This window comes from Jeotgalibacillus haloalkalitolerans (assembly GCF_034427455.1).
Taxonomy (GTDB): domain Bacteria; phylum Bacillota; class Bacilli; order Bacillales; family Jeotgalibacillaceae; genus Jeotgalibacillus; species Jeotgalibacillus haloalkalitolerans.
The window spans coordinates 754,199-780,760 of the sequence record NZ_JAXQNN010000002.1 but is presented as its reverse complement, the minus strand read 5'-3'; the positions used below and the strand labels follow the sequence as shown (position 1 = coordinate 780,760).

26 protein-coding genes and 1 other annotated feature are annotated in these 26,562 nt (G+C 42.4%); of the genes, 25 read left to right on the top strand and 1 reads right to left on the bottom strand.

Annotated features, from left to right (window positions below; translation table 11 throughout):
• Positions 1-4 precede the first annotated feature (4 nt).
• The 3 genes from hemB to UFB30_RS09000 all read left to right on the top strand — a co-directional run bounded on the left by hemB (position 5) and on the right by UFB30_RS09000 (position 3,326).
• Positions 5-985 (top strand): porphobilinogen synthase, encoded by a 981-nt coding sequence (gene hemB, locus UFB30_RS09010; protein WP_322421338.1) that lies wholly within the window; start codon positions 5-7, stop codon positions 983-985.
• Between the two features lie 19 nt (positions 986-1,004).
• Positions 1,005-2,300, top strand: coding sequence for a glutamate-1-semialdehyde 2,1-aminomutase (gene hemL, locus UFB30_RS09005; protein WP_322421337.1), 1,296 nt, complete (start codon positions 1,005-1,007; stop codon positions 2,298-2,300).
• Between the two features lie 96 nt (positions 2,301-2,396).
• Positions 2,397-3,326, top strand: coding sequence for a hypothetical protein (locus UFB30_RS09000; protein ID WP_322421336.1), 930 nt, complete (start codon positions 2,397-2,399; stop codon positions 3,324-3,326).
• Here UFB30_RS09000 and UFB30_RS08995 read toward each other — a convergent pair.
• Positions 3,308-3,499, bottom strand: a complete 192-nt coding sequence (locus tag UFB30_RS08995) for a YszA family small membrane protein (protein ID WP_322421335.1) — start codon at positions 3,497-3,499, stop codon at positions 3,308-3,310. The genes UFB30_RS09000 and UFB30_RS08995 overlap by 19 nt on opposite strands.
• 105 nt (positions 3,500-3,604) lie before the next feature.
• Positions 3,605-3,827: a binding site (T-box leader), on the top strand.
• Positions 3,828-3,954: 127 nt separating this feature from the next.
• Here UFB30_RS08995 and UFB30_RS08990 point away from each other — a divergent pair.
• The 22 genes from UFB30_RS08990 to UFB30_RS08885 all read left to right on the top strand — a co-directional run bounded on the left by UFB30_RS08990 (position 3,955) and on the right by UFB30_RS08885 (position 26,545).
• Positions 3,955-6,594 (top strand): valine--tRNA ligase, encoded by a 2,640-nt coding sequence (locus UFB30_RS08990; protein ID WP_322421334.1) that lies wholly within the window; start codon positions 3,955-3,957, stop codon positions 6,592-6,594.
• 55 nt (positions 6,595-6,649) lie between these two features.
• A complete protein-coding gene (locus tag UFB30_RS08985; protein ID WP_322421333.1) occupies positions 6,650-7,924 on the top strand; it encodes a bifunctional folylpolyglutamate synthase/dihydrofolate synthase in 1,275 nt (424 codons plus the stop codon).
• Between the two features lie 131 nt (positions 7,925-8,055).
• The gene (locus UFB30_RS08980) at positions 8,056-9,765 is read left to right on the top strand and encodes a sensor domain-containing diguanylate cyclase (protein ID WP_322421332.1); all 1,710 of its coding nucleotides are present in this window, start codon (positions 8,056-8,058) and stop codon (positions 9,763-9,765) included.
• Positions 9,766-9,959: 194 nt separating this feature from the next.
• Positions 9,960-11,222, top strand: coding sequence for a VanW family protein (locus UFB30_RS08975; protein ID WP_322421331.1), 1,263 nt, complete (start codon positions 9,960-9,962; stop codon positions 11,220-11,222).
• A 15-nt stretch (positions 11,223-11,237) separates the two neighbouring features.
• Positions 11,238-12,899: a GspE/PulE family protein gene (locus UFB30_RS08970; RefSeq protein WP_494337694.1), complete on the top strand. Its 1,662-nt coding sequence runs from the start codon at positions 11,238-11,240 to the stop codon at positions 12,897-12,899.
• A gap of 14 nt (positions 12,900-12,913) precedes the next feature.
• Entirely contained in the window at positions 12,914-13,960 is a 1,047-nt protein-coding gene (locus UFB30_RS08965; RefSeq protein ID WP_322421330.1) for a type IV pilus twitching motility protein PilT, read from the top strand.
• Positions 13,957-15,162 (top strand): type II secretion system F family protein, encoded by a 1,206-nt coding sequence (locus UFB30_RS08960; protein WP_322421329.1) that lies wholly within the window; start codon positions 13,957-13,959, stop codon positions 15,160-15,162. Before UFB30_RS08965 ends, UFB30_RS08960 begins: the two co-directional genes overlap by 4 nt.
• An 87-nt stretch (positions 15,163-15,249) precedes the next feature.
• Positions 15,250-15,648 (top strand): prepilin-type N-terminal cleavage/methylation domain-containing protein, encoded by a 399-nt coding sequence (locus UFB30_RS08955; RefSeq protein WP_322421328.1) that lies wholly within the window; start codon positions 15,250-15,252, stop codon positions 15,646-15,648.
• A gap of 200 nt (positions 15,649-15,848) precedes the next feature.
• On the top strand, positions 15,849-16,847 hold the full coding sequence (gene pilM / locus UFB30_RS08950) for a type IV pilus biogenesis protein PilM (RefSeq protein WP_322421327.1): 999 nt from the start codon (positions 15,849-15,851) through the stop codon (positions 16,845-16,847).
• On the top strand, positions 16,848-17,396 hold the full coding sequence (locus tag UFB30_RS08945; RefSeq protein ID WP_322421326.1) for a hypothetical protein: 549 nt from the start codon (positions 16,848-16,850) through the stop codon (positions 17,394-17,396).
• A complete protein-coding gene (locus UFB30_RS08940) occupies positions 17,383-18,030 on the top strand; it encodes a hypothetical protein (RefSeq protein WP_322421325.1) in 648 nt (215 codons plus the stop codon). Before UFB30_RS08945 ends, UFB30_RS08940 begins: the two co-directional genes overlap by 14 nt.
• Before the next feature lie 18 nt (positions 18,031-18,048).
• A complete protein-coding gene (locus UFB30_RS08935; protein ID WP_322421324.1) occupies positions 18,049-18,804 on the top strand; it encodes a prepilin peptidase in 756 nt (251 codons plus the stop codon).
• A gap of 111 nt (positions 18,805-18,915) precedes the next feature.
• Positions 18,916-19,587 (top strand): SPOR domain-containing protein, encoded by a 672-nt coding sequence (locus tag UFB30_RS08930; RefSeq protein ID WP_322421323.1) that lies wholly within the window; start codon positions 18,916-18,918, stop codon positions 19,585-19,587.
• Between the two features lie 193 nt (positions 19,588-19,780).
• A complete protein-coding gene (locus UFB30_RS08925; protein WP_322421322.1) occupies positions 19,781-20,353 on the top strand; it encodes a Maf family protein in 573 nt (190 codons plus the stop codon).
• Between the two features lie 11 nt (positions 20,354-20,364).
• Entirely contained in the window at positions 20,365-21,060 is a 696-nt protein-coding gene (radC, locus tag UFB30_RS08920) for a RadC family protein (protein WP_435390826.1), read from the top strand.
• A 96-nt stretch (positions 21,061-21,156) separates the two neighbouring features.
• Complete coding sequence (locus UFB30_RS08915) at positions 21,157-22,158, top strand: rod shape-determining protein (protein ID WP_322421321.1); 1,002 nt, start codon at positions 21,157-21,159, stop codon at positions 22,156-22,158.
• Between the two features lie 32 nt (positions 22,159-22,190).
• The gene (gene mreC / locus UFB30_RS08910) at positions 22,191-23,072 is read left to right on the top strand and encodes a rod shape-determining protein MreC (protein WP_322421320.1); all 882 of its coding nucleotides are present in this window, start codon (positions 22,191-22,193) and stop codon (positions 23,070-23,072) included.
• Complete coding sequence (mreD, locus tag UFB30_RS08905) at positions 23,069-23,587, top strand: rod shape-determining protein MreD (protein ID WP_322421319.1); 519 nt, start codon at positions 23,069-23,071, stop codon at positions 23,585-23,587. Before mreC ends, mreD begins: the two co-directional genes overlap by 4 nt.
• Before the next feature lie 43 nt (positions 23,588-23,630).
• Positions 23,631-24,284, top strand: a complete 654-nt coding sequence (gene minC, locus UFB30_RS08900; protein WP_322421543.1) for a septum site-determining protein MinC — start codon at positions 23,631-23,633, stop codon at positions 24,282-24,284.
• A 2-nt stretch (positions 24,285-24,286) separates the two neighbouring features.
• Positions 24,287-25,087 carry a septum site-determining protein MinD gene (gene minD, locus UFB30_RS08895; RefSeq protein WP_322421318.1) on the top strand — a complete coding sequence of 267 codons (801 nt, stop codon included), beginning with the start codon at positions 24,287-24,289 and terminating at the stop codon, positions 25,085-25,087.
• 74 nt (positions 25,088-25,161) lie between these two features.
• The gene (locus tag UFB30_RS08890) at positions 25,162-25,761 is read left to right on the top strand and encodes a M23 family metallopeptidase (protein WP_322421317.1); all 600 of its coding nucleotides are present in this window, start codon (positions 25,162-25,164) and stop codon (positions 25,759-25,761) included.
• Positions 25,748-26,545, top strand: coding sequence for a site-2 protease family protein (locus UFB30_RS08885; RefSeq protein ID WP_322421316.1), 798 nt, complete (start codon positions 25,748-25,750; stop codon positions 26,543-26,545). Before UFB30_RS08890 ends, UFB30_RS08885 begins: the two co-directional genes overlap by 14 nt.
• Positions 26,546-26,562: the final 17 nt, after the last annotated feature.

Sequence of the window (26,562 nt, the reverse complement as noted above, 5' to 3'; positions counted from 1 at the left end):
TCAAATGAATGAATTACAATTTGACCGTCATCGCAGACTGAGAGGATCTGACTCACTGCGTTCAATGGTACGTGAAACATGGCTTCGTCCGGAAGACTTTATCTATCCTTTGTTTGTGGTTGAAGGAGAGAATATACACCGTGAAGTGCCTTCAATGCCAGGCGTTTATCACGTCTCACTTGATGGGGTAATGAATGAAATCAATGAATGTCAGTCACTTGGCATCAAGTCTGTCATTCTTTTTGGTGTACCGAAAGAAAAAGATGCTGTAGGCTCTCAGGCATATGCTGAAGAAGGTATCGTTCAGCAGGCAACCAGGCTGATTAAGAAAGAAGCGCCGGATATGGTTGTCGTTGCAGATACATGCCTGTGCCAATATACAGACCATGGTCACTGTGGTGTGATTGAAGGCGGAAAAGTGCTGAATGATCCAACACTTGACCTGCTTGCAAAAACAGCAGTCAGTCAGGCGAAAGCTGGCGCTGACATTATTGCGCCATCTAACATGATGGATGGCTTTGTAGCAGCGATCCGTTACGGACTTGATGAAGCGGGCTTCCATGATGTGCCGATTATGAGTTATGCAGTGAAATATTCTTCAAGTTTTTATGGTCCATTCAGAGATGCAGCGCACAGCTCACCACAATTTGGTGACCGTAAAACGTATCAGATGGATCCGGCTAACCGTCTTGAAGCACTCAGAGAAGCGGATTCTGATGTAAATGAAGGTGCGGATTTTCTGATTGTAAAACCTGCGCTTTCTTATCTTGACATTATGAGAGAAGTAAAAGACCGTCATGCACTGCCGGTTGTTGCTTATAACGTAAGCGGAGAGTACTCAATGATCAAAGCAGCTGCTGCAAACGGCTGGATCAATGAGCAGGAAGTCATTCTTGAAAAACTCACAAGTATGAAGCGCGCTGGTGCGGATCTGATCATTACGTATCATGCAAAAGAAGCTTCACGCTGGCTGAAAGATCAATAAACGTAAAAGGAGCGGTAGCATGCGTTCATATGAAAAATCTCAAGAAGCATTTAAAACAGCATCAGAACTAATGCCAGGCGGGGTTAACAGCCCTGTTCGTGCATTTAAATCTGTTAACATGGATCCGATTTTTATGGAAAAAGGAAAAGGATCAAAGATTTATGATATTGATGGAAACGAATATATTGATTATGTCCTGTCATGGGGACCATTAATTTTAGGTCATGCTGATGATCATGTCATTGATGAAATTAAAAAAACGGCTGAAAGCGGCACTAGCTTCGGTGCACCAAGTCTTGCTGAAAATAAACTGGCAGAACTTGTGATTGAGCGTGTACCTTCAATTGAAAAAGTAAGAATGGTATCCTCGGGAACAGAAGCTACGATGAGTGCACTCAGACTCGCACGCGGTTTTACCGGACGCGATAAAATTGTTAAATTTGAAGGATGTTATCATGGACACGGAGACAGCCTATTAATTAAAGCCGGATCCGGTGTGGCGACACTTGGACTGCCTGACTCACCTGGCGTACCCGCAAGCGTAGCGCAAAACACGATCACAGTTCCTTATAATGACTTTGAATCCATTCAATATGTATTCAAAGAATACGGCAGTGAAATCGCCGGTGTAATTGTGGAACCTGTTGCAGGTAACATGGGCGTCGTGCCTCCGGTGGAGGGCTTCCTTGAAGAATTAAGAACATTAACAACTGACCACGGGGCACTTCTTATTTTTGATGAAGTGATGACAGGCTTCCGAGTTGGTTATAACTGCGCACAGGGACATCTTGGTGTAACCCCTGACCTTACATGTCTTGGAAAAGTAATCGGTGGCGGCCTGCCGGTAGGTGCATTTGGCGGACGTAAAGATATTATGGAATTCATCGCACCGGCCGGCCCGATCTATCAGGCAGGGACATTATCAGGTAACCCGCTGGCAATGGCTGCAGGATACGCTACACTGTCACAGCTGACAGAGTTAAGCTATCAGCATTTTATTGAGGTTGGAGATAAGCTTCAGGCAGGGTTCACAGAATTGGCTGAGACATATAATATTCCTCATTCGGTTAATCGTGCGGGATCAATGCTTGGCTTCTTCTTTACAAATGAAAAAGTAACCAACTTTGAAAAAGCTAAAACGTCAGATCTTGAAATGTTCGGAGAGTTTTACAGACTGATGGCTGAAAATGGCGTGTTCCTGCCACCTTCACAATTTGAAGGGTGGTTCCTTTCAACTGTACACAGTGATGAAGATGTGGAACGTACATTAAAAGCTGTTGAAGCTTCCTTCAGAGAAATTGCATCAAAACGTTAACCCTTAACCAGTCCGGAATAAAATCCGGGCTGGTTTTTATCATACCGGCCTCTTTTTTTCATAAGTTATAAAAGAAAAGATTTTAAGGAGGCCGTGATGACGAAAAATACGATTTATCAATTACAGGAGAATATTGTTTTTAAAGGGGAGTATGTACTGAGTGAATTGCGCTCTCTTTCATTTGAGCCGAGTGTTTCCATTACAGAGCACGCTGATCAGGTAGTCGTGGAAGGAACACTTCATTTAGCAGGTGAGGGCAGTTATGAACCTGGAACGGAAAAACATCGCAACTCAAAGAATCCTGAGGTTCAGGAATCTATTGTGATGGAAGATCTGATCTACTTTGAACATCATTTTCCGCTGTCAATCTCGATTTCCTCTGCGAGAGTAGTCAGAAAACAGGATGTGGAAGTATATATAGATCATGTTGATTACGAAATCCCGGAGGACGGAATTTTAAATGTCTCTGCAGATATTATGATTGAAGGAATATCAGAACCGAAGCCTGAGCCGGAACTGCAGCGGGAGGAGTTAAGGGTTTTGCCAAATCCGTTGGAGCAATGGGAGGGTATGGCTGCTACAGAAGAAACAAATGAAGCTGCTGAGTCAGAATCAGCGGCACACGACCTGCAGAATGAACCAGCTGAAGAGCATGCAGCAGAAAAGCAGTTTGAACCTCAGGAGGATGTGGCAGAGCATGAACCTGTTGAGGAAGTGCAGCAGGATGAGACTGAAACAGACAGAGCAGAAGAACAGACAGCTGAAGAGAAAGAAGATGAAGTATCAGAGCAGACAGAGCAGAAGAACAGAGAAGATACATTCACACGTTTTATTAAATCTCTGGAAGAAGAGCGCACCAGCATAAAAATACATATCGCTCAGCAGGATGAAACACCAGAAACTGTCGCAGAGCGATATGGGGTTCCGATGCTCCAGCTGATGAAAGCAAATCAGTTTGAATCGAGACGGCCTTTTAACAGAGGAGAGCTGATCCGGATTCCAGGGGCTCAGATCCATTCAAAGTGAAGAACACAAGCAACACCGATTAAAAAACCAAGAATCAGTACGTCAATTGTAGATGGAAGCAGCAATAATCTGATTGTCTGAAAAATACACAGCGGAATAATAATTTTCTGCAATGTACAGCGGCACTTTCTCCACCAGGGTGGCTTTGGTTTCGGAAACATTTTCTTTCCCATAATTGACTCCTCTCCTGAGTATTTTTATAATATCTTATGCAGGAAGAGGTTTTTTGCGATTTTTATTGACGGAACAATGGCATTTTGATTATGATAGATCATATATGAGATGCATTGATCGGGAGTAGTATGCAGATTTTCGTTCTTCAGAGAAGAAATTCATTTGGTGAGAGAATTTCCAGAATTGATCCTGCAGAAGTCGCCTGTGAGCAGTACCGGTGAACAACTAGTAGCCGGTGCCGGTTAGAAGCCGTTATCTTAATTGAGTGCACAGAGATCAGTCTGTGTAAAAAGGTGGTACCGCGAATCAAATCCCTTCGTCCTTTTATGGCGAACGGGATTTTTTTGTTGTTTAAGCTAGAACAAGGCTGCTGATTGCAACTGCAGTTGGGCAAAATCAACAGTCGTTTTTAATCACCTCATCTAAAATACATTATCACTACGGAGGTTTTAATATGAATGAGACATCAATGCCTACAAAGTATGATCCGAAGGCGATAGAAGAGGGCCGCTATGAGTGGTGGCTGAAAGAGAAAGTATTTGAAGCACAAAGTGATGAGAGCAAAGAACCATACACAATCGTTATCCCGCCTCCAAACGTAACAGGAAAACTTCACCTTGGACATGCCTGGGATACAGCGCTTCAGGATATCCTGACAAGAATGAAGCGTATGCAGGGATATGATGTGCTGTGGCTTCCAGGGATGGACCATGCAGGGATTGCCACACAGGCGAAAGTTGATCAGAAGCTTCGGGAACAGGGGAAATCCCGCTATGAACTTGGGCGTGAAGCATTCTTAGAAGAATCATGGAAATGGAAAGAAGAATACGCAGAGCATATCCGTGCGCAATGGTCAAAGCTTGGTCTTGGACTTGATTACAGCAGAGAACGCTTTACACTTGATAAAGGTTTATCTAAAGCGGTTCAGAAGGTATTTATTGACCTATATAATAAAGGGCTGATCTACCGCGGAGAATACATTATTAACTGGGATCCTGCGACAAAGACTGCCTTATCTGATATTGAAGTCATCCATAAAGACGTGCAGGGTGCATTTTATCATATGAGATACCCGCTGACTGATGGCAGTGGTCACATCGAAATTGCAACAACCCGCCCTGAAACGATGCTTGGTGATACAGCAGTAGCCGTGCACCCGGAAGATGACCGCTACAAGCATTTAATCGGCAAAACGGTTAAGCTCCCGATTGTCGGACGTGAAATTGAGATTGTTGCCGATGATTATGTAGATATGGAATTTGGTTCAGGTGCTGTAAAAATTACACCTGCGCATGATCCAAATGATTTTGAAATCGGTAACCGACATAACCTTGAGCGCGTCCTTGTCATGAATGAAGATGGCTCAATGAATGAAAATGCAGGTAAATATCAGGGTATGGACCGTTTCGAATGCCGCAAACAAATCGTCAAAGACCTTCAGGAAGATGGCGTACTGTTTGAAATTGAAGAGCACCTGCACTCGGTAGGGCATTCAGAGAGAAGCGGAGCGGTTGTTGAGCCTTATCTTTCTACGCAGTGGTTTGTAAAAATGGAGCCTCTTGCTAAACAGGCGATGGATATTCAGGAAACTGAAGGAAAAGTAAATTTCGTCCCAAATCGATTTGAAAACACTTATATGAGATGGATGGAAAATATCAGAGACTGGTGTATTTCAAGACAGCTCTGGTGGGGTCACAGAATTCCTGCCTGGTACCATAAAGAAACAGGTGAGCTGTATGTAGGTGAGGAAGCACCTGCTGATATTGAGAACTGGAATCAGGATGAAGATGTACTTGATACATGGTTCTCATCTGCACTGTGGCCGTTTTCTACAATGGGCTGGCCGGACGAAGAAGCAGCTGATCTAAAGCGATACTATCCGACGTCAGCACTTGTAACGGGCTATGACATTATCGCATTCTGGGTATCACGAATGATTTTCCAGGGGGTTGAATTCACTGATCAGCGTCCATTTAAAGATGTTCTTATTCACGGGCTTGTACGTGATGCTGAAGGTCGCAAGATGTCAAAATCCCTTGGTAACGGTATTGACCCGATGGATGTGATTGAGCAGTATGGCGCTGACTCTCTGCGTTATGTACTGACAACTGGTTCATCCCCGGGACAAGACCTGCGTTTCTCAATGGAAAGAGTTGAATCAATCTGGAACTTTGCCAATAAAATCTGGAATGCTTCAAGGTTTGCACTGATGAATATGGATGGTCTTACATTTGATGAAATTGATCTGACTGGTAAAAAATCAGTTGCTGACAAATGGATTCTGACGCGACTGAATGACACTATCGAGAATGTAACCAGTCTGGCAGACCGCTATGAATTCGGGGAAGTTGGCCGTACGCTTTATAACTTTATCTGGGATGATTTCTGCAGCTGGTATATCGAAATGGCGAAACTTCCACTGAATGGAGAGGATGAAGAAGCAAAGAAAACGACCCGATCAATCCTTGCACATGTACTGGATCAGACAATGCGTCTGCTTCATCCGTTTATGCCGTTTATCACTGAAGAGATCTGGCAGAACCTTCCGCATGAAGGGAAATCAATTACTGAAGCGGCTTGGCCAATTGTGAATCAGGATCACATTGACCGTGAAGCGGATGAAGAAATGAAGCTGTTAATAGAAGTGATTCGCTCTGTAAGAAATATCCGTGCTGAAGTGAATACGCCAATGAGTAAAAAAGTAAACCTGATGATCCGCGCAGCAGATGATCAGACAGCAGACCGCTTAACAAAAAATGAAGCATACATCGAGAAGTTCTGTAACCCTGAAAACCTTGCGATTGGAAAAGAGGTTAAAGCACCTGAAAAAGCAATGTCAGCTGTTGTAACTAACGCAGAGCTGTTCCTGCCTTTAGAAGGACTGATCAATATCGAAGAAGAAATTGAACGTCTTGAAAAAGAGCTCGACAAGTGGACAAAAGAAGTTGAACGGGTAGAGAAGAAACTCGGTAATGAGCGTTTTGTCAGCAAAGCGCCTGAAGCAGTAGTAGAAGAGGAACGTGCAAAGCAGAAAGATTATCTGTCCAAGCAGGAGGCTGTTAAGACAAGAATCGAAGAACTGCGCACAGTATAAAAAGTTTGAGCGGATAGACATCACTGTCTGTCCGCTTTTTTAAGGAGTGATTATATTGATACAGAATTTTGAGGAAGCAGTAAACTGGATACATGGCAGGCTGAGACTCGGGATCAAACCCGGACTTGAGCGGATGGAATGGATGATGGAGCGGCTCGGCAACCCTCACTTGAAAATAAACGCGGTACATATTGGCGGTACGAACGGCAAAGGGTCAACGCTCAGTTTTTTAAGAAATATTCTCGAGGAGGGTGGCTATTCAGTAGGAAGTTTTACATCTCCTTATTTTGAGGTGTTTAATGAAAGAATTTCTGTAAACGGCAAGCCTGCGCCGGAAGAAGACTGGACGGCACTGGTCAATAAGATCAAGCCGCTCGCTGATGAACTTGAGCAGCACGAGCTTGGGGGTCCGACAGAGTTTGAAGTCATCACTGCAATGATGTTTTATTACTTTGGTGAAATAAAAAACGTGGATTACGTGCTGATTGAAGTAGGGCTAGGGGGAAGGTTTGACTCAACCAACATCGTGAAGCCGCTATGTACATGCATTACATCCATCGGGCTTGATCATGTCAGTATTCTTGGGGACACTTATGAAGAAATTGCATTCGAAAAAGCAGGAATCATTAAGGAAAAGACGCCGCTAGTACTGAATGTGAAGCATGAAGGTGCGAGAAAGGTGATTTTATCACAGGCAGGGAAAATGAATGCACCGGTTTTTGAGCTGGGGCAGCAATTTACCGTCATTCATAAAGAATATGAGGAGACAGGTGAACAGTTTATTTACAATGAGAACCTTCATCTGAATACGTCTATGAGCGGGTCGCATCAGGTTGAAAATGCATCACTTGCAGTAACCATGACAGGTCTGCTTATTAAAGAGCCTGATGAAAAATCAATCAAAGCAGGGCTTGAGAAAACCTACTGGCCAGGCCGTTTTGAAACAATCAGTGAAGATCCGCTTGTAATTATGGATGGGGCCCATAATCCTGAGGGAATTGACATGATGATGAAAACCGTTCAGCAAAAGTATAGCAATCGAAAGATTCACTTTATATTTGCTGCGGTTTCAGATAAAGACCTGACACAAATGATCGGAAAGCTTGACAGGTATGCGGATCAAATCACATTTACATCATTTAATTTCCCGAGAGCAGCAGCAGCTGACCAGCTTTATGAACTCAGTCAACATCCATATAAACAAGCGGCAGGTCATACAGACTGGCTTTCTGAACTGAAGCCTTCAGACGATACAGTCTATATGGTAACGGGATCATTGTATTTTCTGTCAAGTGTTTATAAAAAAATGAAAAGCCACCTCAAGAATTAACCTTTAGAAAGATATAAATGGAAATTGAAAGAAAATTTTCATTAGTTAAAATTTATGTGACGAGCAACGGTTATTTTGTTATGATAAAGAATAAATGTGACTATTATCATAAGAAAGTGTGGTGAGATAAGATGAAAGAGGTAAATAAAACCGTAAAGTGGGTATTATGGATTATATGGTTGGCAGTATTTCCATCTGGTCTTTACTTTGCCTATCAGGTCAGTCCGCTCCAGGAGTTTGACTGGACAATTGTCATCAGCGTGGTCTGTCTGGCGGTCATTTCAGCTTATCTTCCCTTTAAAGTAGATCATTCAACCATCTTTATCATTCACTGGATTAACCTTGCCGCATTTTTAACCTATGGCTTATTCTTTGAAATGCTTTTAATGCAAATTGTACTGGTTCCCTTATTATTCAGGGCGCGTATGACGTTTAAGACGCTATACCGGTTTCCGCTTAATTCAACCATGTTTATGCTGATCAGTCTGCTGGCAGGACTCGTGTTTTATCAAATTGGGATTGATGTTTCAGATGGATTCTGGCCATTGATGCTTGCTTCCGGCATCTATATATTTATCCATATTTTCGCAAACCATATTTATCTGTATGTGTTTAACTGGATCATTGGCAACCGGTATTCGTTTTTAAGCAGTGATACTAAGCTGGATTATGCTGCAACTATGCTTAGTATGCCATTTGGACTTGCTTTATATTATCTGCTGGTATTACTGGGTCCGGCAGCCACGCTATTACTCGGAATTCCATTTCTTGCGGTAACGCTGATTCTGCGTCTTTATAATACAGCCGAAAGAGTGAACATTGATCTGGCTAAATCAGCTAAAATCGGTCATCAGCTGGCAGAACGATTAAATGTAAATGAAGTGCTGGATTTATTTACGAATAAACTGGCTGAGCTGATGCCGCTTGATTATACATATGTACTGGACGTTCATACAAACAGAGATGAACTCGTTTTATTGAGAAGAATTGAAAACGGACAGCTCGAACCGAATAATTTATCTCCCGTCAGAAAAGGCGAAGGGATCTCAGGGAAGGTATGGGAAACCGGGGATGCTATGCTGTTCGGTAAGAAAACTGAATGGGTGGAAGAGGTTGAAGGCTATATACCGGCAGATATAGAAAGCATCATCTGCGTACCGATTCAGCGGGACAAAAAAACTGTTGCTGTACTACTGGCTGCTTCTAAAAAGAAAAATGCGTTCGGGACCCACCTGATTGCCATTCTTGAAATTCTTTGTTCTTATCTGGCAATTGCCATGCAAAATGCACGAAACTATCAGCGTAACATCAAAAGAAGTGAGCGCTGTGCATTAACAGGGCTGTATAACTTTAGATATTTTAATGAACAGCTGGAAAAAGAATTCTCAAGGCTTGAAAAAGGTCATATGAATGCACTGTCACTCATTTTACTTGATATTGATCATTTCAAAAAAGTAAACGATACGTATGGGCATGAAAGCGGGAATGATCTTTTAAAAGAATTGGCTGGCGTTCTGATTGAAACTGCCGGAGGAGATGCATTGATTGCAAGATATGGCGGTGAAGAATTCGTACTTTTATTAAGTGAACAAACAAAAGAAGAGGCACAGATGATTGGTGAAAAGATCAGGTGTGCAGTTGAAAATACAATTTTTGAAATCCAGCATGATCTGAGTAAAAAACGTGAAATGTCAAAAATTCAGATGACTGTCAGTATAGGCGTAGCTTCATCACCGGAGGATACTGATTCCTACAAAAACCTCCTCAGAAATGCCGACAGGGCACTTTATATTGGTGCAAAACAGAAAGGCAGAAATAAGGTTGCTGTTTATGCAAAGTGAGCATTTTGTGAAAAATGCTCATTTTGTGTATAAAGAACTACAAATCGGATGTTGTCCTGTTAATTTATACGTTCTATACTTATAGAGGATTGTCTAAGCACTTTTATATAAGACTTTTAATTTATTATTTGAGTTTTAATGGCGAATTTTAGGATAAAATACACATATAAGATAAGCAGAAAGGAGTGGGACGTATGGTGAAAAAATTCATAAAACCGGTAATGATCTTTTTTTCTGCAGTTCTCCTGATCATCAGTACCGTGACTTACCTGAGTAATCGTCCCATTTCAGCGGCAGATAGCGGTTTTACCATCGAAAGAGATCATGTGAAAGAAATGAAGATAAATACTGCACATGCAATTGCAGAGTGGAAAAGCAGCGGGCCAATTCTTGTCAGCTTTCCTGGAGGAAGCTTTGAGGTTCCAAGGAGTCAGTTCGAATTCGACATTGAGCAAAGCTATCAGGCTTTAGAAAATGCTATACATACACCATGGTTCGCATTCTGGGAGAGGAATGACCAGGTGACTTTTCCCCTGACTGCAGAATTGGATGATACATATCTTGCTGACTATTCAGAGATGATCAATGTTGAACAGACTAAAGAACAATTGCTTATGCTTGCTGAACGCTTAGTTTATCAGGATCTTAATCAGGACGCGCCTGAACAAACTGCAGCCAGCCAGCCGATTACCGTTCAGCTGTCATCCGTTCAGGCAAAAGCAGCAGCTGATCTCCTATCATCATTGGTAATAGATGCTGACAGCCAATTTTCATTCAACTCAATGATTGCTGACGATACAGAAGCTGGGCTCGTTGCAGCATCGGCGCTTTATCAGCTCTTCCTTCAAAGTGATGCAAAGATCATTGAACGTCATGCAGCACTTCAACCGCCCAGTTATACAAAACCGGGGTTCGAAGCGTCAGTCAGTCTGAAGGAAAATAAAGATTTGAAAATCTATAACCCGACAGACTTTTCTATGACAATTGAAAGCAGGTCGGCAGGAGATCAGCTTTCAGTAGCACTCATCACTGCAAAGCAGCCAACTTACATTCTTGAACGGGTGCAAAGCGATATTGTAAAACCAAGAACGATTAAGCGATATTCCAACCTTTTAGAACCTGGTGAAGAACTGCAGCTTCAAAAGGGATCTGACGGGTATCAGGTAGAGGTATACCGGGTTGAGCTGGCTTCTTCAGAGGTAGTGGAAGAGGATTCTCGTGTGACAAAGCAGTTTTACGCGCCAGTTCCAACCATTATTGAAGTATCCTCAGTAGCACCTGCTCAGTCAGCTGAACCTGCAGTAAATGAAACAGAGGATCAGACTGATATAACGAATGAAGAAAGTAATCAAGATCAAAACAACGGGAATGACAACGGTGAAGCTGGAGAACAGCCGGACAGCAAAAACAACGGTCAACCTACCGTGAAAAAGCCGGAAGAAAATAATCCGAAGTAATTGAGGTGTAGCGCATTGAGTTCAATTATAAGAAAACGACTTGGCGATTTGCTCGTTGAATCCGGTATGGTGTCATCATTTGAACTTGAGGAAGCGTTGATGTCTAAAAGTAATAATGAAAAACTCGGGGATTACCTGATCAATAAAAATGTGATTACTGAAAGGCAGTTAATTGAGGTGCTTGAATTTCAGCTCGGGATACCGCATGTTGATCTCTCAAGATTTAAAATTGATCCTGAACTGATTCAGTTAATTCCGGCTGAGCTTGCAAAAAGTAATCTGATTATACCTTTAAAAAAGGATCGTAATAAGCTGTCAGCAGCTATGGCAGACCCAATGGATTACTTTGCGATTGAAGAGCTGAGGATGGCAACAGGGTGTCAAATAGAACCGAGTATCGCCACTAAAGAACAGCTTTCAAAGTATGTCAGTCAGTACTTTGAAATGCAGTCTTCAATGGATGCAGCCTTAATGGACGTAACAGGTAAGCAATCTGACGCTGATGAAGATCTGACAAATATTGATTCCCCGATGGTACGGCTCGTGAATCAGATTATTTCATCTGCTTTAACTCAAAAAGCAAGTGATATCCACTTCGACCCTCACGAAGCAGAGGTTGCAGTCAGGTTCCGTGTGGATGGGGTCATTCGTAAAGAGCGATCTTTACCAAAAGACATGCAAAATGTCGTGCTGGCCAGATTAAAAATCATGGGTAACCTGAATATAACCGAAACCAGAGTACCCCAGGATGGAAGAATTAAAACGATTATCAACCAAAAGCCTGTCGATATTCGCCTCTCATCGCTACCGACAGTTTACGGCGAAAAAATGGTACTAAGACTGCATGATTTATCCAATAAACTGACAGCACTGAAGAACCTTGATTTTTCAGAGCTGAATTTTAACAGCTTTATCAAAATGATCCAGAATCCAAATGGCATCATATTAATCACCGGTCCTACCGGGTCGGGGAAATCTTCAACACTATATGCTGCTTTAAATGAACTGAATGAGGAAGCAGTCAATATTCTGACGGTAGAAGATCCGGTTGAGTATCAGATGCATGGCATCAATCAGATTCAGGTAAACGAAGATGTCGGCTTAACATTTGCCAAAGGGTTAAGGAGTATCCTGAGACAGGACCCTGATATTGTCATGATTGGTGAAATACGTGATCAGGAAACAGCTGAAATTGCGATTCGTGCTTCGCTTACAGGACATCTGGTTTTAAGTACACTCCACACAAATAGTGCAGCAGAAACAATTACAAGACTTGCAGATATGGGGATTGAACCATTTTTAATCGCTTCATCCCTGTCAGGGGTAGTAGCCCAGCGCCTTGTCAGAAAAGTTTGCAGAGATTGCAAAGCCGGTTATGAACCGGATCAATCAGAACTGGAGCTGTTAAAAGCATATAGCATTGAACCAGTTTCATTAGCCAGGGGAAATGGATGCCCTTCATGCGAACATACAGGATATAAAGGCAGAATGGCGATCCATGAAGTGCTCAGTGTGGATGATGGTTTAAAAGAACTGATTGTAAACCGGGCAGGTACAGCGAGAATCAAACAATACATGAAGGAGCATTCGTCCTTCCTTCATGAGGACGGACTCAAAAAAGCATCTTTGGGTCAGACTACGATCAAAGAAATCCTGAGGGTATCTTCGTTGTCATAGTTAGGAGAGAGGAAATGGAACAATACGATATTAAACAACTCTTGCTAAAAGCCCACGGCATGCGAGCTTCAGACCTTCATTTAACCGTCGCGTCCACCCCGATTTGCAGAGTTGATGGAAAGCTGCAGGAGCTTGGGGAAGAGAAGTTCGTGCCGAAAGAATTAATGAGAATAGCCAAAGAAATAATTCCGGATCATCGTCTGGATGAATTTATACAAAAAGGTGAGATTGATTTCAGCTACAGCTTACCCGAAGTTTCCAGGTTCAGGGTGAATGCCTATCACCAGAGAAATTCGGTAGCGATTGCGATCCGTGTCATTACAAATATCATTCCGGCGTTCAGGGATTTAAACCTTCCGGCTGTCATTCCTGATTTATGTAAAAAACCGCAGGGGCTGATTTTAGTAACAGGTCCGACCGGTTCAGGAAAATCTACAACACTAGCTGCCATGATTGATCATATTAACAGAGAACAGTCAAAGCATGTGATTACGCTTGAGGACCCGATCGAGTATCTCCATCAGCACCGGAGATCAATGGTGAATCAGCGGGAAGTCGGGTTGGACACAAGAAGCTTTGCCAATGGATTGCGCTCTGCTTTAAGACAGGACCCGGATATTATTCTGGTGGGGGAAATGCGGGACCTTGAGACGATTTCAACAGCCATTACCGCTGCAGAAACAGGTCATCTGGTCCTCGCCACACTTCACACAAGTGGAGCTTCACAGACAATTGACCGGATTATTGATGTATTTGAACCTCATCAGCAGGGTCAGATCAGGACGCAGCTTGCATCTGTCTTGCAGGCAGTTATTTCACAGAGACTGTTCACAGCGGCAGACGGTTCCGGAAGGGTTGCTGCAACGGAAGTGCTGATCAACGTGCCTTCAGTGGCAAACTTAATCCGCAGTGAAAAAACACATCAGATCCCTAACGTTCTTCAAACCGGCAGAGCGTCCGGTATGCATACCCTTCAAATGTCTGTCCAGCAGCTGCTGCAGGCAGGCAAAGTAAAATATGAAGATGTTCAGCAGCATCTGCAAACCGGTGAGTTTTCATGACGATCTATAAATACACCGGCCGAACGTCAAAAGGCACGCTGAAAAAAGGAACAATTGATTCTATTTCAGAAAGACAGGCGATTGCCAAGCTTCGTGAAGATGGTATCAGTATCCGCGAAATTTCACAGTCCAATAACATTCTGCATAAGGAAATCTATCTGAAACCTCAGGTCAGTCATAAAGACTTTGTTGTGTTTTGCAGACAATTTTCAACCTTAATTAAAGCCGGCATTCCAATTGTTGACTCCACAGGGATCCTCGCATCACAGTTATCCGGCAAGCAGCTTCAAAAAACACTGCTTCTCGTGAAAGATGATATTCAGACCGGTACATCATTATCAGAGGCGGTCGGGAAATATCCGAAAGTTTTTCCTGCGATTTTTATTAATATGATCAAAGCAGGTGAGGCGTCAGGCCGTCTTGATGAAACACTTGAACGGCTTGCGGATTATTTTGAAAAACAGTACAACCTCAGAAAGAAAGTTCAATCTGCGTTAGCTTATCCAATCATGCTGACGTTCCTGACATTTGGTGTCGTCATTTTTCTGATGACGACAATTGTACCGAGGTTTACAGACATGTTTGCCCAGATGGATGCAGAATTGCCTGCGATTACAAAAAGCGTGCTGGTCATGAGTGAATTTGTCCAATCATTCTGGTGGCTGCTCTTTTTACTGCTGGCAGGCATCATTACCGGATTTTACATAGCGCTGCAAAAAAGCGGTTCGTTCCGTTACTCAGTATCAGTTGTATGGCTGAAGATCCCACTTTTTGGGCCGCTGCTGCAAAAATCACTGATCGCACGAATGACCAGAACCCTGTCTTCACTATTTGCAAGCTCTGTTCCTATTCTGCAGGCAATTACCATCGTTCAGCGTGTGATCGATCATCCTGCAATGGAAAAGGTACTCACAGAAGCCAGAGAAAATCTGCAGACCGGAGGAACGCTGTCGGAACCTCTGGAAAAAAGCTGGATCTTCCCTCCGATGGTCTATCAAATGACTTTAATCGGTGAACGCAGTGGAACACTTGATATGATGCTTGAAAATATCGCGGATTTTTACGAAGCAGAGGTTGAGAGAACCGTAGATACATTGAAATCGCTGATCGAACCGATCATGATCGTCATACTTGCAGCCGTCGTTGGCGTTATCGTACTTGCCATTATGGTTCCGTTATTTACTTTATACGATCAGCTATAAACGATGATTATTTTAAGGAGGTGATCCTGTTTTAAGAGTTTCGGGGCTAACATCTAACATCTAAAAAAATTTCGGGGGTAAGTTAAAATGAAAAAAATCAAAAATCTATTAAATCAAAAAGGTTTAACACTGGTAGAATTATTAGCAGTGCTCGTTATTATTGCAATTATTGCTGCGATTGCAGTGCCGATTGTAAATAGTATTATTAATGATTCTGATGAACGTGCTGAAGCAGCTGAGGCACTTAATATTATTAGCTCTGCTAAGTTAGCTGAGCTATCTGATAACACGATTGATTGTGAAAGTAGTTGTGATCAAGACGATTTATCAGATTATATTCAAGGGTCTGATGAATTTACAGTGACTAGAGATGCAACAACTGATGTGTGGAGTATTGCTGGTCATGGAGTAAATGGAATAACTGAAATAACAGCTGACCCAGTGACTGAAGACGCAATTGAAACATACCTTGATACAACAAACTAACTTATATGAAGGTATTAAATTGATTTCTTTATTTTCTTAGCTGTAATTGAAGCTTAAAGCGGCGAATCTTGTGATAGGAGCGGGCGAGTAAAAAGATTATGGCTCTGCGCTAGCTCGCGAAGTCACAATGAAATGGAAATCAATAGTCAACTTTAAAAAACGATTACCTACTTATAAACCCTTAAAAGGAGCGCAGCCCAATGAACTTATTTCCACCCAAAAAAACAGTCAGCCTCATGATCCAGGATTACGTCATTAGAATGGCTGCCTCCGCTAAAGGATCAGGTCAGTCAATCACGCTGCGGGAAGAGCCTCTTCCTGTTGGCATGATTGAAGATGGACAGATTGTCGATGAACAGAAATTTTATGAACTGATGAAAGAACTGGTGGACTCCTGGGACCTGAAGAAGTCACGCGTTCAGTTTTTTGTGCCGGACTCTTCCGTTCTAATGAAACCTGTTATGATTCCTTCTGATATCAAACAGGAGGCACTCAAAGAATATTTTATGATGGAAGCCGGTCAGTCGCTTCATTTTCCTTTTGAAGATCCTCTAATCGATGTGATCAGGCTGGAGCAGGTAACGAAGTCGAGAACCGGCCAGGGAGAGACGCCTGGTATCCTGTTCGCCTCTCCGCACGAAGACATCACAGCGTATGCAAATGCATTTGAAGATGTAAAGATGAAACCTGTTGCAGCTGAGATAAGAGCTTTAGCAATCCACCGTTTTTTAGACAGTCTTCAGTTTCTGAAGAAAAGCAAAACGTATTTAATTAGCGAGTGGTCTTTAAATGCATTGAATATTTCCATTTTTTCAGAAAACGTGATTGATTTTATGCGGTATCAGTCAATTGAAACGGTGCTGTCTGACTGGAAGCCTGAGAGAGACGGGGAGGAGCTCCATTTTACCTTTCACGGCGATCAGGCATTTTATGAGCAGCAGCTTGAAGACAGGATTGCAGAAATCGAACGGTTAATGAATTTTTACCGTTTTTCTTTACATAAAGGTGAAAAAGAAATCGATGAAATCATCCTTACAGGCGATAACCCTTACTTGAAAGAGATTGGGCAGAAGCTGGAATCCTATTATCAATTGCCTGTTACGATTACAGATGAGACATTTCTGGATACTTATCATCAGGGTCTGAAAGCAAAGCATACCGGACTGATCGGGTTAATGCAAAAGGAGGCAGGCCGGTAAATGAACCATGACATAAACCTTTTGCCTCAAAAAGAACCTTTTTTATCACGGGGGAAACAGGCTTTGATCATTACTGGTGTAGTCTGGCTATTACTGGGGATATGGCTGGTCATCACCTACTTTTCTTACACATCAGAAAACCAGGAGCTGTCTTTAGAACAGACAAGACTGCAAAATGAACTTTTGGTTCTTGAACAGCCGGAGGTTATTGAAGAGAATGGATATGATGATGCACTTAAAAGAGCGGAGTCGTTATCCTCCGATATTTCTCCTTATCTTGATGAGTTGATCAGGTTACTGCCTGAACATGCATCACTTGTCAGTTTTGAGCTGATAGAATCAGGATTACATAGCAGGATTCAATTTGAGACAATGAACGATGGAGCTGAGTATACATCAAAGCTTTATCAGTCAGAGCTGTTTGAGCTTGCGGAAGTAGACAGAGTAGAAACAGAGTTTCCAAATGAAGATGGCGATTTTGAAGAAATACCGAGATATATTTTTTCATTTCAGTTTATGACAGGAGGGCAGCAAAATGGAACTGACTAAAAGACAGGCAATTATTATCACTTTAGTTTTTTTACTTTTTGTTCAGCTCCTTGTCTTTTATCTGTTTTTTGTCAGACCCGCGGCAGCTGATCATGAATCGTTAACAGCCAGAACTGAGATTCTGGAGAGTGAATTAATTATCGCTGAAGCTGAAAGCACAACAGGACCTGCTGAAGTACATGCTGAAACTGTTGTAATTGAAGAAAAATTGCCTCTGACAAAAGCTGAAGATCAGATTCTGCTTGCGATGCAGTCGGCGGAATTAGTCAGCGGGACTCAGATCGACGTTGTGGAGTTTGGTGATGAAGAAATACCTGAGCCTTTGATATTTGATGAAGAAGTGACCGAAGCAGATGATCAGGCAGTTGAAGCTGAACCGGTCACACCGCCCGGAGAAGGTCTTCAGTCAGTGGCATTTACTGCTGAAGTCAGCTCCCCTGACTTTAACAGCCTTCAGCAGTTCATCAAGGAAATGGAGCGGCTTGAAAGAGTGATGAATTTTGAAGGGTTAGAGTTTGAACAACTGACTGATGAACAAATACTGTTATCAGGCGGCAGTGATCAAACCATCGTACTTCAACTTACTGCGACAGCCTATTTTTATCATGATAAAAGTAATCGTGTAACAGAATAAACCAACAGGAGCACTCGAATGACAATTTTACTGACAGCCTATTTTGTAATTGCCGGGATGCTGCTGGCTTCCTTTTTTAATGTAGTCGGATTAAGAATCCCTGAAGGACAATCGATTGTATATCCGGGCTCAGCCTGCCCACAGTGTAAAAAGCGTCTGACATGGAAAGAGCTGATTCCCGTTTTTTCATATTTGATACAAGGCGGGAAATGCAAAAATTGTGAAAAAGTGATTTCACCGGTTTATCCGATCATTGAGGTTTCAGGCGGAATCCTGTTTGGACTGGCTTATACTTATGTTGGCCTATCTGTTGAGTTACTGGTTGCACTTGTCTTTATTTCGCTTCTGCTCATTATCAGTGTAACGGATATCGCTTATATGCTGATCCCCGATAAAATTCTTCTGTTTTTTCTTATGATCATTCTTCCTTTGAGAATACTTGAACCTTTAACCCCCTGGTGGGATGCACTGCTTGGAGCGGCAGTTGGTTTTACATTGCTCTTATTAATCGCCATCGTATCGAAAGGTGGTATGGGTGGTGGTGATATCAAGCTGTACGCAGTCATTGGGCTGGTGCTGGGTGTCAAACTCACATTACTATCATTCTTTATTGCAACATTTATAGGGACAGCTGCAGGGCTGGTTGCCATTTATGTGAGAAAGAAATCCAGGAAAGATCCTGTACCTTTTGGCCCCTCGATTGCAGCAGGCGCAGTGATCGCGTATTTCTGGGGTCAGGAACTCATTTCAGTCTACAGCGGACTTTTTTTCTGAAAGTGAAATAGCTGTCGGAATCTAACGGGAACAAGACGACAATTGTCTTGTTCTTTTTTTTGTGTCCCGTGCTAGTCTCAACTTATCTGAACAAAAGAAGGAGCTGCTGAGATGAAACAGGAACCGGCCTCAAAAAACAAAGATGGAACGATTATTCAATTCCCTTCGTTTGAAAACAGAAAGCAATCTAAAGGATTAATATTATTTCCTATTTTCTCAGGTATTTTATGTGCAGTTATATTTGGATTCATTCTTAATCTGCTGCTCGAAAAGCCTGAGCAGCAGTCATTGTTAGCTGAACCGCCTGAAGAGACAAGCCTGTTTGAAGTGCCGGCATTCAACTTCTGGGTCCTGCAGGCGGGGGCGTTCAGCACGGAAACAGCAGCGAATGATTTTATTTCTACGATGAATGCTGAAACGCCATACGTGCTTGTAAAGCAGGATAATATGCATCTGCTATGGATCGGGGCAGCCGGAACAGAAGAGAAAGCAAAAGTTTTATCGCCTGATCATACGGGTGATGTATATATCAAACAGGTCGGCGTGGAACCCTTTCAACTGAATGTCTCTGAAAGTGATCATGAATGGCTCTCAGCAACAATCAGTGCCATCAATAAAAAGCTGGCGTCCCCAGGGGAGGAGTTTACTTTAATGTCCGGAGAGCAATTAGAAAATAGCGAGCTTCAAAACATTCATCAGTCAATTAGCAAAGGAAGTAGTGATACAGCTTTTCTTCGAAGTTTAAGTGCGATTCTACAACTTGAAATAAAAATCAGTGAATGATTGATTTTATAGAGGGACTCTGGAGATGGAGTTCACCGGTTTATTATTGGAATTAATCCAGAAATGAACCAGTAAACTCCGTCCTGGTTGAATCGCCTAAATCATGTAAAAAAGCATACAATAAAAACCCATCCATAACAAAAAACTATGCTATACTGAACCTGTCTCCCTATTATCATTTTCATTGAGGTGAATGAACATGGAAATTATTTTAGCTTCACAGTCTCCCCGCAGAAAAGAATTAATGTCATTACTCCCTTACCCTTTCAAGATCCATCCTTCAGCATTTGATGAATCCACCGTTACGGACCAGGATCCGGAAACAGCTGTATTGAAAATCGCAGAAGGAAAAGCAATGGATATTGCTGCAAAGTTTCCAGAAGCAGTTGTCATTGGCAGTGACACGATTGTGTATCAGGAAAAAATTTTAGGAAAACCAAAAACAGCTGAGGAAGCAGCAGACATGCTGAAAAGTTTATCCGGCCGCACGCATACCGTATATACTGGTGTGGTACTGATGAGAGGTCAGGAAACTGTTACTTTTACCGAGCAGACAGACGTTACTTTCTGGCCGCTTTCAGATGAAGAAATCAATAATTACGTTGCTACCCCGGATCCTTACGATAAGGCGGGTGCATATGGGATTCAGTCCGGAGGTGCTTTATTTGTTAAAGCCATCCGCGGCGATTATTACGCTGTTGTCGGACTGCCTGTCGCACGTCTGAAAAGGGAATTGCAAAGCTTTCTCAGCTGTTTTCAACCTTAAGGAGGAAAACCATGCTGATTCCGCAAAAAACGTTAATGATCAGAGATTATCATGATGAGGATAAGCCGCGTGAACGGTTTATTAACCAGGGACCACAAAGCTTATCCAATCAGGAGCTGATCGCGATTTTACTGCGAACGGGTTCTAAAGAGGAGTCCGTCATTAACCTCGCTAATAAACTGCTTCAGGAATTCAACGGATTAAGGTCATTAAAGGAAGCTTCCTTTGATGAAATGACTTCAATCAAAGGAATTGGCCATGCGAAGGCTGTGCAGGTGCTTGCTGCTGTAGAAGTTGGCAGGCGCATCGCCAACATTACTTTTGAAGACAGGTTCACAATTCGTTCACCTGAAGACGGTGCCACATTTCTCATGAACGAAATGCGCTTTTTGACTCAGGAGCATTTTGTCGCACTTTACCTCAACACAAAAAATCAGATCATCCACCAGCAGACCATTTTTATCGGGTCGTTAAACTCCTCCATCGTGCACCCCAGAGAGGTTTTTAAAGAAGCCTTCAAGCGTTCCGCAGCCTCCATTATCTGTGCCCATAACCATCCAAGCGGTGATCCTTCGCCATCAAAAGAAGACATTGACGTGACCAGAAGATTGGTAGAATGCGGTAAAATGATAGGGATTGAAGTGCTCGATCATCTGATCATTGGTGAGAAGAAGTATGTAAGTTTGAAGGAAAAAGGGTATATGTAACGTTGTTAAATTACATGCGTGTAAGCTATAATTAAAGCTATGGTTTTTGACCGGCCTTTAAAAGGCTATTAGTGGAATGAGAAAGGGAGATACTCCATGTTTGGAACGAAAGATATAGGCATTGACTTAGGTACAGCGAACACACTTGTTTACATAAAAGGGAAGGGCATTGTTGTCAGAGAACCTTCAGTTGTAGCGCTAAGGCAGGATACAAGGGATATTGTAGCAGTGGGAAATGAAGCGAGAAACATGATCGGCAGAACACCGGGAAACATCGTGGCACTCCGCCCGATGAAAGACGGTGTCATTGCTGATTTTGAGACAACTTCAACGATGATGAAATATTATATGAATCAGGCACTGAAAAATGGTTCATTTACTAGAAAGCCTTACGTCATGGTATGTGTGCCATCTGGTATTACATCTGTTGAAAAGCGTGCAGTCATTGATGCAGCAAGACAGGCTGGTGCTAAAGACGCCTTCCCGATTGAAGAACCTTTTGCAGCTGCAATCGGTGCAGGCTTACCTGTTTGGGAACCAACTGGCAGTATGGTCGTAGATATAGGTGGAGGTACAACTGAAGTAGCGGTTATTTCACTTGGCGGTATCGTAACAAGTGAATCGATTCGTGTTGCCGGTGATGAGATGGATGATGCAATTGTCTCTTATATTAGAAAACAATATAATCTGATGATTGGTGAGCGAACTGCAGAAGCCGTTAAAATGGAAATTGGATCAGCAATTGCAGCTGAAAATGATGTAACGATGGAAATCCGTGGACGTGATTTATTGACCGGTTTACCAAAAACGATTGAAATTACTCAAAACGAAATTCAAAAAGCGCTGGCTGATACGATCTCGACCATTATCGAGTCAGTAAAAAGTACCCTTGAGCATACGCCGCCTGAACTTTCAGCGGATATTATGGACCGCGGTATTGTATTAACAGGTGGAGGGGCGCTTCTTCAGGGGCTTGATCAGTTAATGACTGAAGAAACATCAATGCCTGTTCATATTGCTGAAGAACCGCTGGATTGCGTTGCAATTGGTACAGGTAAAGCATTGGATAATATTGATTACTTTAAGAAACAGAAGTAACAGGGAAAACAGCTAATTGGGGTGTGCAGAAAATGCCTTCTTTTTTTAGAAATAAAAGGCTGATTGTGCTGCTCGTCAGTATTATACTGCTTGTCGCATTGATTGGTTTTTCATTAAGAGAAAGAGAAAATATCTCTCTTCCGGAACAGTTTGTAAAGGATATTGTCGGATTCGGGCAGAATATCGCATCAAAACCGGCCAGCTTTGTGCAGGGTGGAATTGAAAGTGTACAGGATCTGCTGAATACGTACAGTGAAAATAAAAAATTAAAATCAAGGCTTGAAGAGCTCGCGCTGCTCGAAACGCAGGTGACTGACCTTGAAAGAGACAATGAAGAATTAAGAGCACAGACCAATGTCGAAGGGAACATTCGTGACTACAATACAACGAATGCCACTGTAATTGCGAGAAACCCTGATCAGTGGCAGGATACGATCATTATTGATAAAGGTCAGGTGAATGGAATTGAAGCTGATATGGCTGTTCAGACAGCCGGCGGAATGATTGGAAGAGTAAAGGATACCGGACAGTTCACATCAACGGTTGAGCTGCTCAGTGCCAGAAATTCCAACAATCGCGTTTCAGCGCTGATTCAGACCGAAGAATCAAATGTTTATGGATTAGTAGAAGGATTTGACCCTGAAAGAGAAGAATTAATGGTGAAGAAAATCCCGTTTGATGTAGAGGTTGAAGAAGGGTCAAGTGTCATTACGTCCGGACTTGGCGGTGTATTCCCACGGGGGCTGCTGATTGGGGAAGTAACAGAGGTATCATCTGATGAATATGGTCTTACCCAGACAGCTTATGTAAAACCTGCTGCAAAACTGTATGATATTGAACATGTTTTAGTATTGGAACGTATCGCTGCAGGAGCAGATGAGATTGAAGCAGAATCAGAGGAGGAAGAGGAATGAGCCGGTTCCTACTTCCGCTGCTTGGTGTTGTGATCTTTTATAGTGAAAGTATTTTTGCAACGTTTTCACCTATAGAAGTGGCAGGTGACACCAGGATGCTCGTCCCACGGTTTCTGGTTGTGTTTTTATTGTTTTTGAGTTTTTATTATGACCGCAATGTATCATACATATATGCCTTTGCTCTTGGTTTTATGTATGATGTGTTCTTTACTGGAATTATGGGAATCTATATGTTTTTGTTTCCCTTATTAATCTATCTGTCTGCGATGATTTTAAGATTAATATTTCAAAACATTGCCATCAGCGGTGTCGTTACATTAGTTATGATTGCGCTGCTTGAATGGCTGGTATATCAATTTAATCTGCTGATCGGAATTGCAGATTTAAATATTCACGGTTTTTTGACCCAGAGATTATATTCGACTTTACTATTTAATGCAGCATTTATTTTGATTGCAGCTTATCCTTTTAAGATCTGGATGACAGCTTTGAAGTACAGACATTTAGAGGATTAATACGCTACGGTTTGGGGTGAATCATGTGGGTGCACAAAATGTAATGATTAAAGGAACAAAAGACGGTTTTATTTTAAAGCTGAATGACCAGTGCGGTTACGACGTTTTAAAAGAAGAGCTGATCGACAAGCTTTCTGTTCAGTATAAGGCGCCTGCTGATGGACAGGCGGTAAAAGCCAGAATTGAAGTTGGTAATCGCTATTTAACTGATGCGCAGCAGGAAGAAATCAAACAGATTGTACATCAGCAGAAAAGCCTGCTTGTAGACGAAATATACAGCAATGTGATCACAAAAGATGAATCAGAACAACGGGTAAGAGAAAAAGAAATGTCCTCTATGACCGGTATCGTCAGGTCCGGTCAGGTAATCGAAGTGGAAGGTGATTTTCTGCTTGTAGGGGATGTGAATCCCGGCGGAATGATTATGGCCGGTGGAAATATTTATATTTTGGGTACGCTGAGAGGGATTGCGCATGCGGGCTGCTATGGCAAAGAGGAAGCTGTAATCGTAGCTTCACAGATGCTCCCGGCACAGCTTCGCATTGCATCAAAACTGAATCGAGCACCAGATCATGATGATGAAGCGCATGAGATGGAATGTGCATACATAGATGACAGCAATCAGATTGTTGTTGACCGGTTACAGATTTTGAGGAAGATCCGTCCCAGTATTACAAAGGTTGAAGGAGGAAGATAGCAGTGGGCGAAGCAATTGTCATTACATCGGGTAAAGGCGGTGTCGGAAAAACGACAACAACTGCCAATCTAGGTACAGCAATCGCGATGCAGGGGAAGAAAGTATGTTTAATTGATACTGATATCGGCCTGCGCAACCTGGATGTTATTCTCGGTTTGGATAACAGAATTATTTATGATCTCGTTGATGTGGTGGAAGGACGTTGCAAACCGAACCAGGCACTTGTGAAAGATAAGCGTTTTGACGGTTTACTCTATCTTTTACCGGCTGCACAGACGAGTGATAAGTCAGCTGTTAATCCTGAACAGATGAAAGAGCTTGTTGATCAGCTGAAACAGGATTATGACTATATATTAATCGACTGCCCTGCCGGCATTGAGCAGGGGTATAAAAATGCGATTGCAGGTGCTGATCGTGCGATTGTTGTCACAACACCTGAAAGATCAGCTGTCCGTGACGCAGACAGAATTGTGGGGCTGCTTGAGCAGGAAACTGACGAGGCGCCGGTGCTGATCATTAACCGGATCAGACAGCACTTAATGGAGTCAGGCGATATGCTTGATATTGATGAAGTAACAACACATTTATCGATTGATCTTCTGGGAATTGTCATAGACGATGATCAGGTGATCACAGCATCAAATAAAGGTGAACCAATCACAATGAATCCTGACAGTAAAGCATCTATTGCTTACCGGAATATTGCGAGAAGAATTCTCGGTGAATCTATTCCACTGATGTCACTGTCAGACGAAAAGCCTTCATTTTTCCAGAAAATCTTTAAAGTTCTCGGCAAAAAGTAAATTAGCCGGCAGCGAATGTGCTGCCGGTTTTTTTCATAGACTGAAACACAAGCCTGAAAAGGGAGAGTGTATTCATGTCCCCTGTGAAAAAACATAATACCATTCAAAAAAAAGACCGGATTAATGCCCGTTTTCCGGAGAAGTTTTTAATTAAAACAATCCTTGCCGGTTTCATTGCAGTTTTATTTACTGCAAGTGAGGACGATCTCTGGTCAATAGACCAATTAATTGAGGCGCAGGACGTGCTTTATTCATCATTTGAATTTGCTGCTCATTACGACCAATGGGGCAGACACCTTGGTTTTATGAATGACCTCTATACAGATACTGAGACTGTCATGCCTGTTTCAACTTCTTTTCATCAGGAGGCTTTAAGCGGTGACCGTGCTGTGATTCATGCTGCAGCTGGTGAACAGATTTTTGCACCGAGAAGCGGGGTGGTTTTGTTTGCAGGTGAAGCAGAGGGTGAAAGTCTGGTTGTCATGCAGCATCCTGATAAAAAGAAAACAGTCTATCTTTCAGTCGTGCCTGCAGGAATTGAAACGTTTGACCTGGTCAATGCAGGAGATCAGATTGGTTATGCTGAAGGTGAAGCATATCAATTTATGCTAAAACCCTCAGACACACCGTTTAATCTCCACCTCTTCCTGAACGAGCTCAATGAAAGCGAATAACTTTTTTATCTCAATCCATCCAATGCTCTGGGTAATGGCGATGGCGTCTTTTCTTTCGGGACAGTTCTTATCCTTCTTTGTATTATTTGTACTCGTGCTGATGCATGAAGCTGCTCACGCGATGACTGCTGTATTTTTCAGGTGGGAAATTACAAAGCTCACATTGCTGCCTTTTGGCGGTCAACTGATTGTGAAGAAGATATTGAACAAGCCCGTTTCGGAAGAACTGGCAGTGATTATCAGCGGACCGCTCCTGCACCTCCTGATACACCTGATCATACTGAATTTTCAACCTTCATTTTTCTTTACAGATGAACTGTATCATCTTAATCTGCAGCTGCTTCTATTTAATCTGCTCCCTGTATGGCCGCTGGATGGTGGCAGGATCTGCTATTGTATCGCAAATCTATTTTTTCCTTTTAAGAAAAGTATACATATATCGATCGTTTGCAGTTTAATCAGTCTGATCGTGATCATCATTCATCTGTTGGATGGGCTTCAATTCCAGTGGATGTTGTTATATCTGTATACGGCTGTATGTACATTACAGCTTTACCGGAACAGACACATGCTGCACAAACAATTCTTACTTGAAAAGTGGGGAGAGAACGCAACTGATCTAAAACATAAAGTTCAAGTAGTAGAAGGGTTGACGAATATTCAGGTCCTTGTTAATAAAATGTATAAAGGAAAGAAGCAGCGTTTTATTCTGCTGAATAACGGAAAGATGATCGGAAATCTGAGTGATGTTATGATTATAAAACGATACTTTTCCGCATCATAAGCATAGCGGTACAAAGA

Coding starts and splice junctions, on each gene's coding strand:
- UFB30_RS08965 (WP_322421330.1), top strand. CDS start 12,914: ATGGAACAATACGATATTAAACAACTCTTGCTAAAAGCCCACGGCATG.
- minC (WP_322421543.1), top strand. CDS start 23,631: ATGATTAAAGGAACAAAAGACGGTTTTATTTTAAAGCTGAATGACCAG.
- UFB30_RS08890 (WP_322421317.1), top strand. CDS start 25,162: ATGTCCCCTGTGAAAAAACATAATACCATTCAAAAAAAAGACCGGATT.
- UFB30_RS08935 (WP_322421324.1), top strand. CDS start 18,049: ATGACAATTTTACTGACAGCCTATTTTGTAATTGCCGGGATGCTGCTG.
- UFB30_RS08925 (WP_322421322.1), top strand. CDS start 19,781: ATGAACATGGAAATTATTTTAGCTTCACAGTCTCCCCGCAGAAAAGAA.
- UFB30_RS08995 (WP_322421335.1), bottom strand. CDS start 3,499: ATGGGAAAGAAAATGTTTCCGAAACCAAAGCCACCCTGGTGGAGAAAG.
- UFB30_RS08915 (WP_322421321.1), top strand. CDS start 21,157: ATGTTTGGAACGAAAGATATAGGCATTGACTTAGGTACAGCGAACACA.
- UFB30_RS08940 (WP_322421325.1), top strand. CDS start 17,383: ATGGAACTGACTAAAAGACAGGCAATTATTATCACTTTAGTTTTTTTA.
- hemB (WP_322421338.1), top strand. CDS start 5: ATGAATGAATTACAATTTGACCGTCATCGCAGACTGAGAGGATCTGAC.
- UFB30_RS08930 (WP_322421323.1), top strand. CDS start 18,916: ATGAAACAGGAACCGGCCTCAAAAAACAAAGATGGAACGATTATTCAA.
- pilM (WP_322421327.1), top strand. CDS start 15,849: ATGAACTTATTTCCACCCAAAAAAACAGTCAGCCTCATGATCCAGGAT.
- UFB30_RS08955 (WP_322421328.1), top strand. CDS start 15,250: ATGAAAAAAATCAAAAATCTATTAAATCAAAAAGGTTTAACACTGGTA.
- mreC (WP_322421320.1), top strand. CDS start 22,191: ATGCCTTCTTTTTTTAGAAATAAAAGGCTGATTGTGCTGCTCGTCAGT.
- mreD (WP_322421319.1), top strand. CDS start 23,069: ATGAGCCGGTTCCTACTTCCGCTGCTTGGTGTTGTGATCTTTTATAGT.
- UFB30_RS08960 (WP_322421329.1), top strand. CDS start 13,957: ATGACGATCTATAAATACACCGGCCGAACGTCAAAAGGCACGCTGAAA.
- UFB30_RS08980 (WP_322421332.1), top strand. CDS start 8,056: ATGAAAGAGGTAAATAAAACCGTAAAGTGGGTATTATGGATTATATGG.
- hemL (WP_322421337.1), top strand. CDS start 1,005: ATGCGTTCATATGAAAAATCTCAAGAAGCATTTAAAACAGCATCAGAA.
- UFB30_RS08885 (WP_322421316.1), top strand. CDS start 25,748: ATGAAAGCGAATAACTTTTTTATCTCAATCCATCCAATGCTCTGGGTA.
- UFB30_RS08990 (WP_322421334.1), top strand. CDS start 3,955: ATGAATGAGACATCAATGCCTACAAAGTATGATCCGAAGGCGATAGAA.
- UFB30_RS08945 (WP_322421326.1), top strand. CDS start 16,848: ATGAACCATGACATAAACCTTTTGCCTCAAAAAGAACCTTTTTTATCA.
- UFB30_RS09000 (WP_322421336.1), top strand. CDS start 2,397: ATGACGAAAAATACGATTTATCAATTACAGGAGAATATTGTTTTTAAA.
- radC (WP_435390826.1), top strand. CDS start 20,365: ATGCTGATTCCGCAAAAAACGTTAATGATCAGAGATTATCATGATGAG.
- UFB30_RS08975 (WP_322421331.1), top strand. CDS start 9,960: ATGGTGAAAAAATTCATAAAACCGGTAATGATCTTTTTTTCTGCAGTT.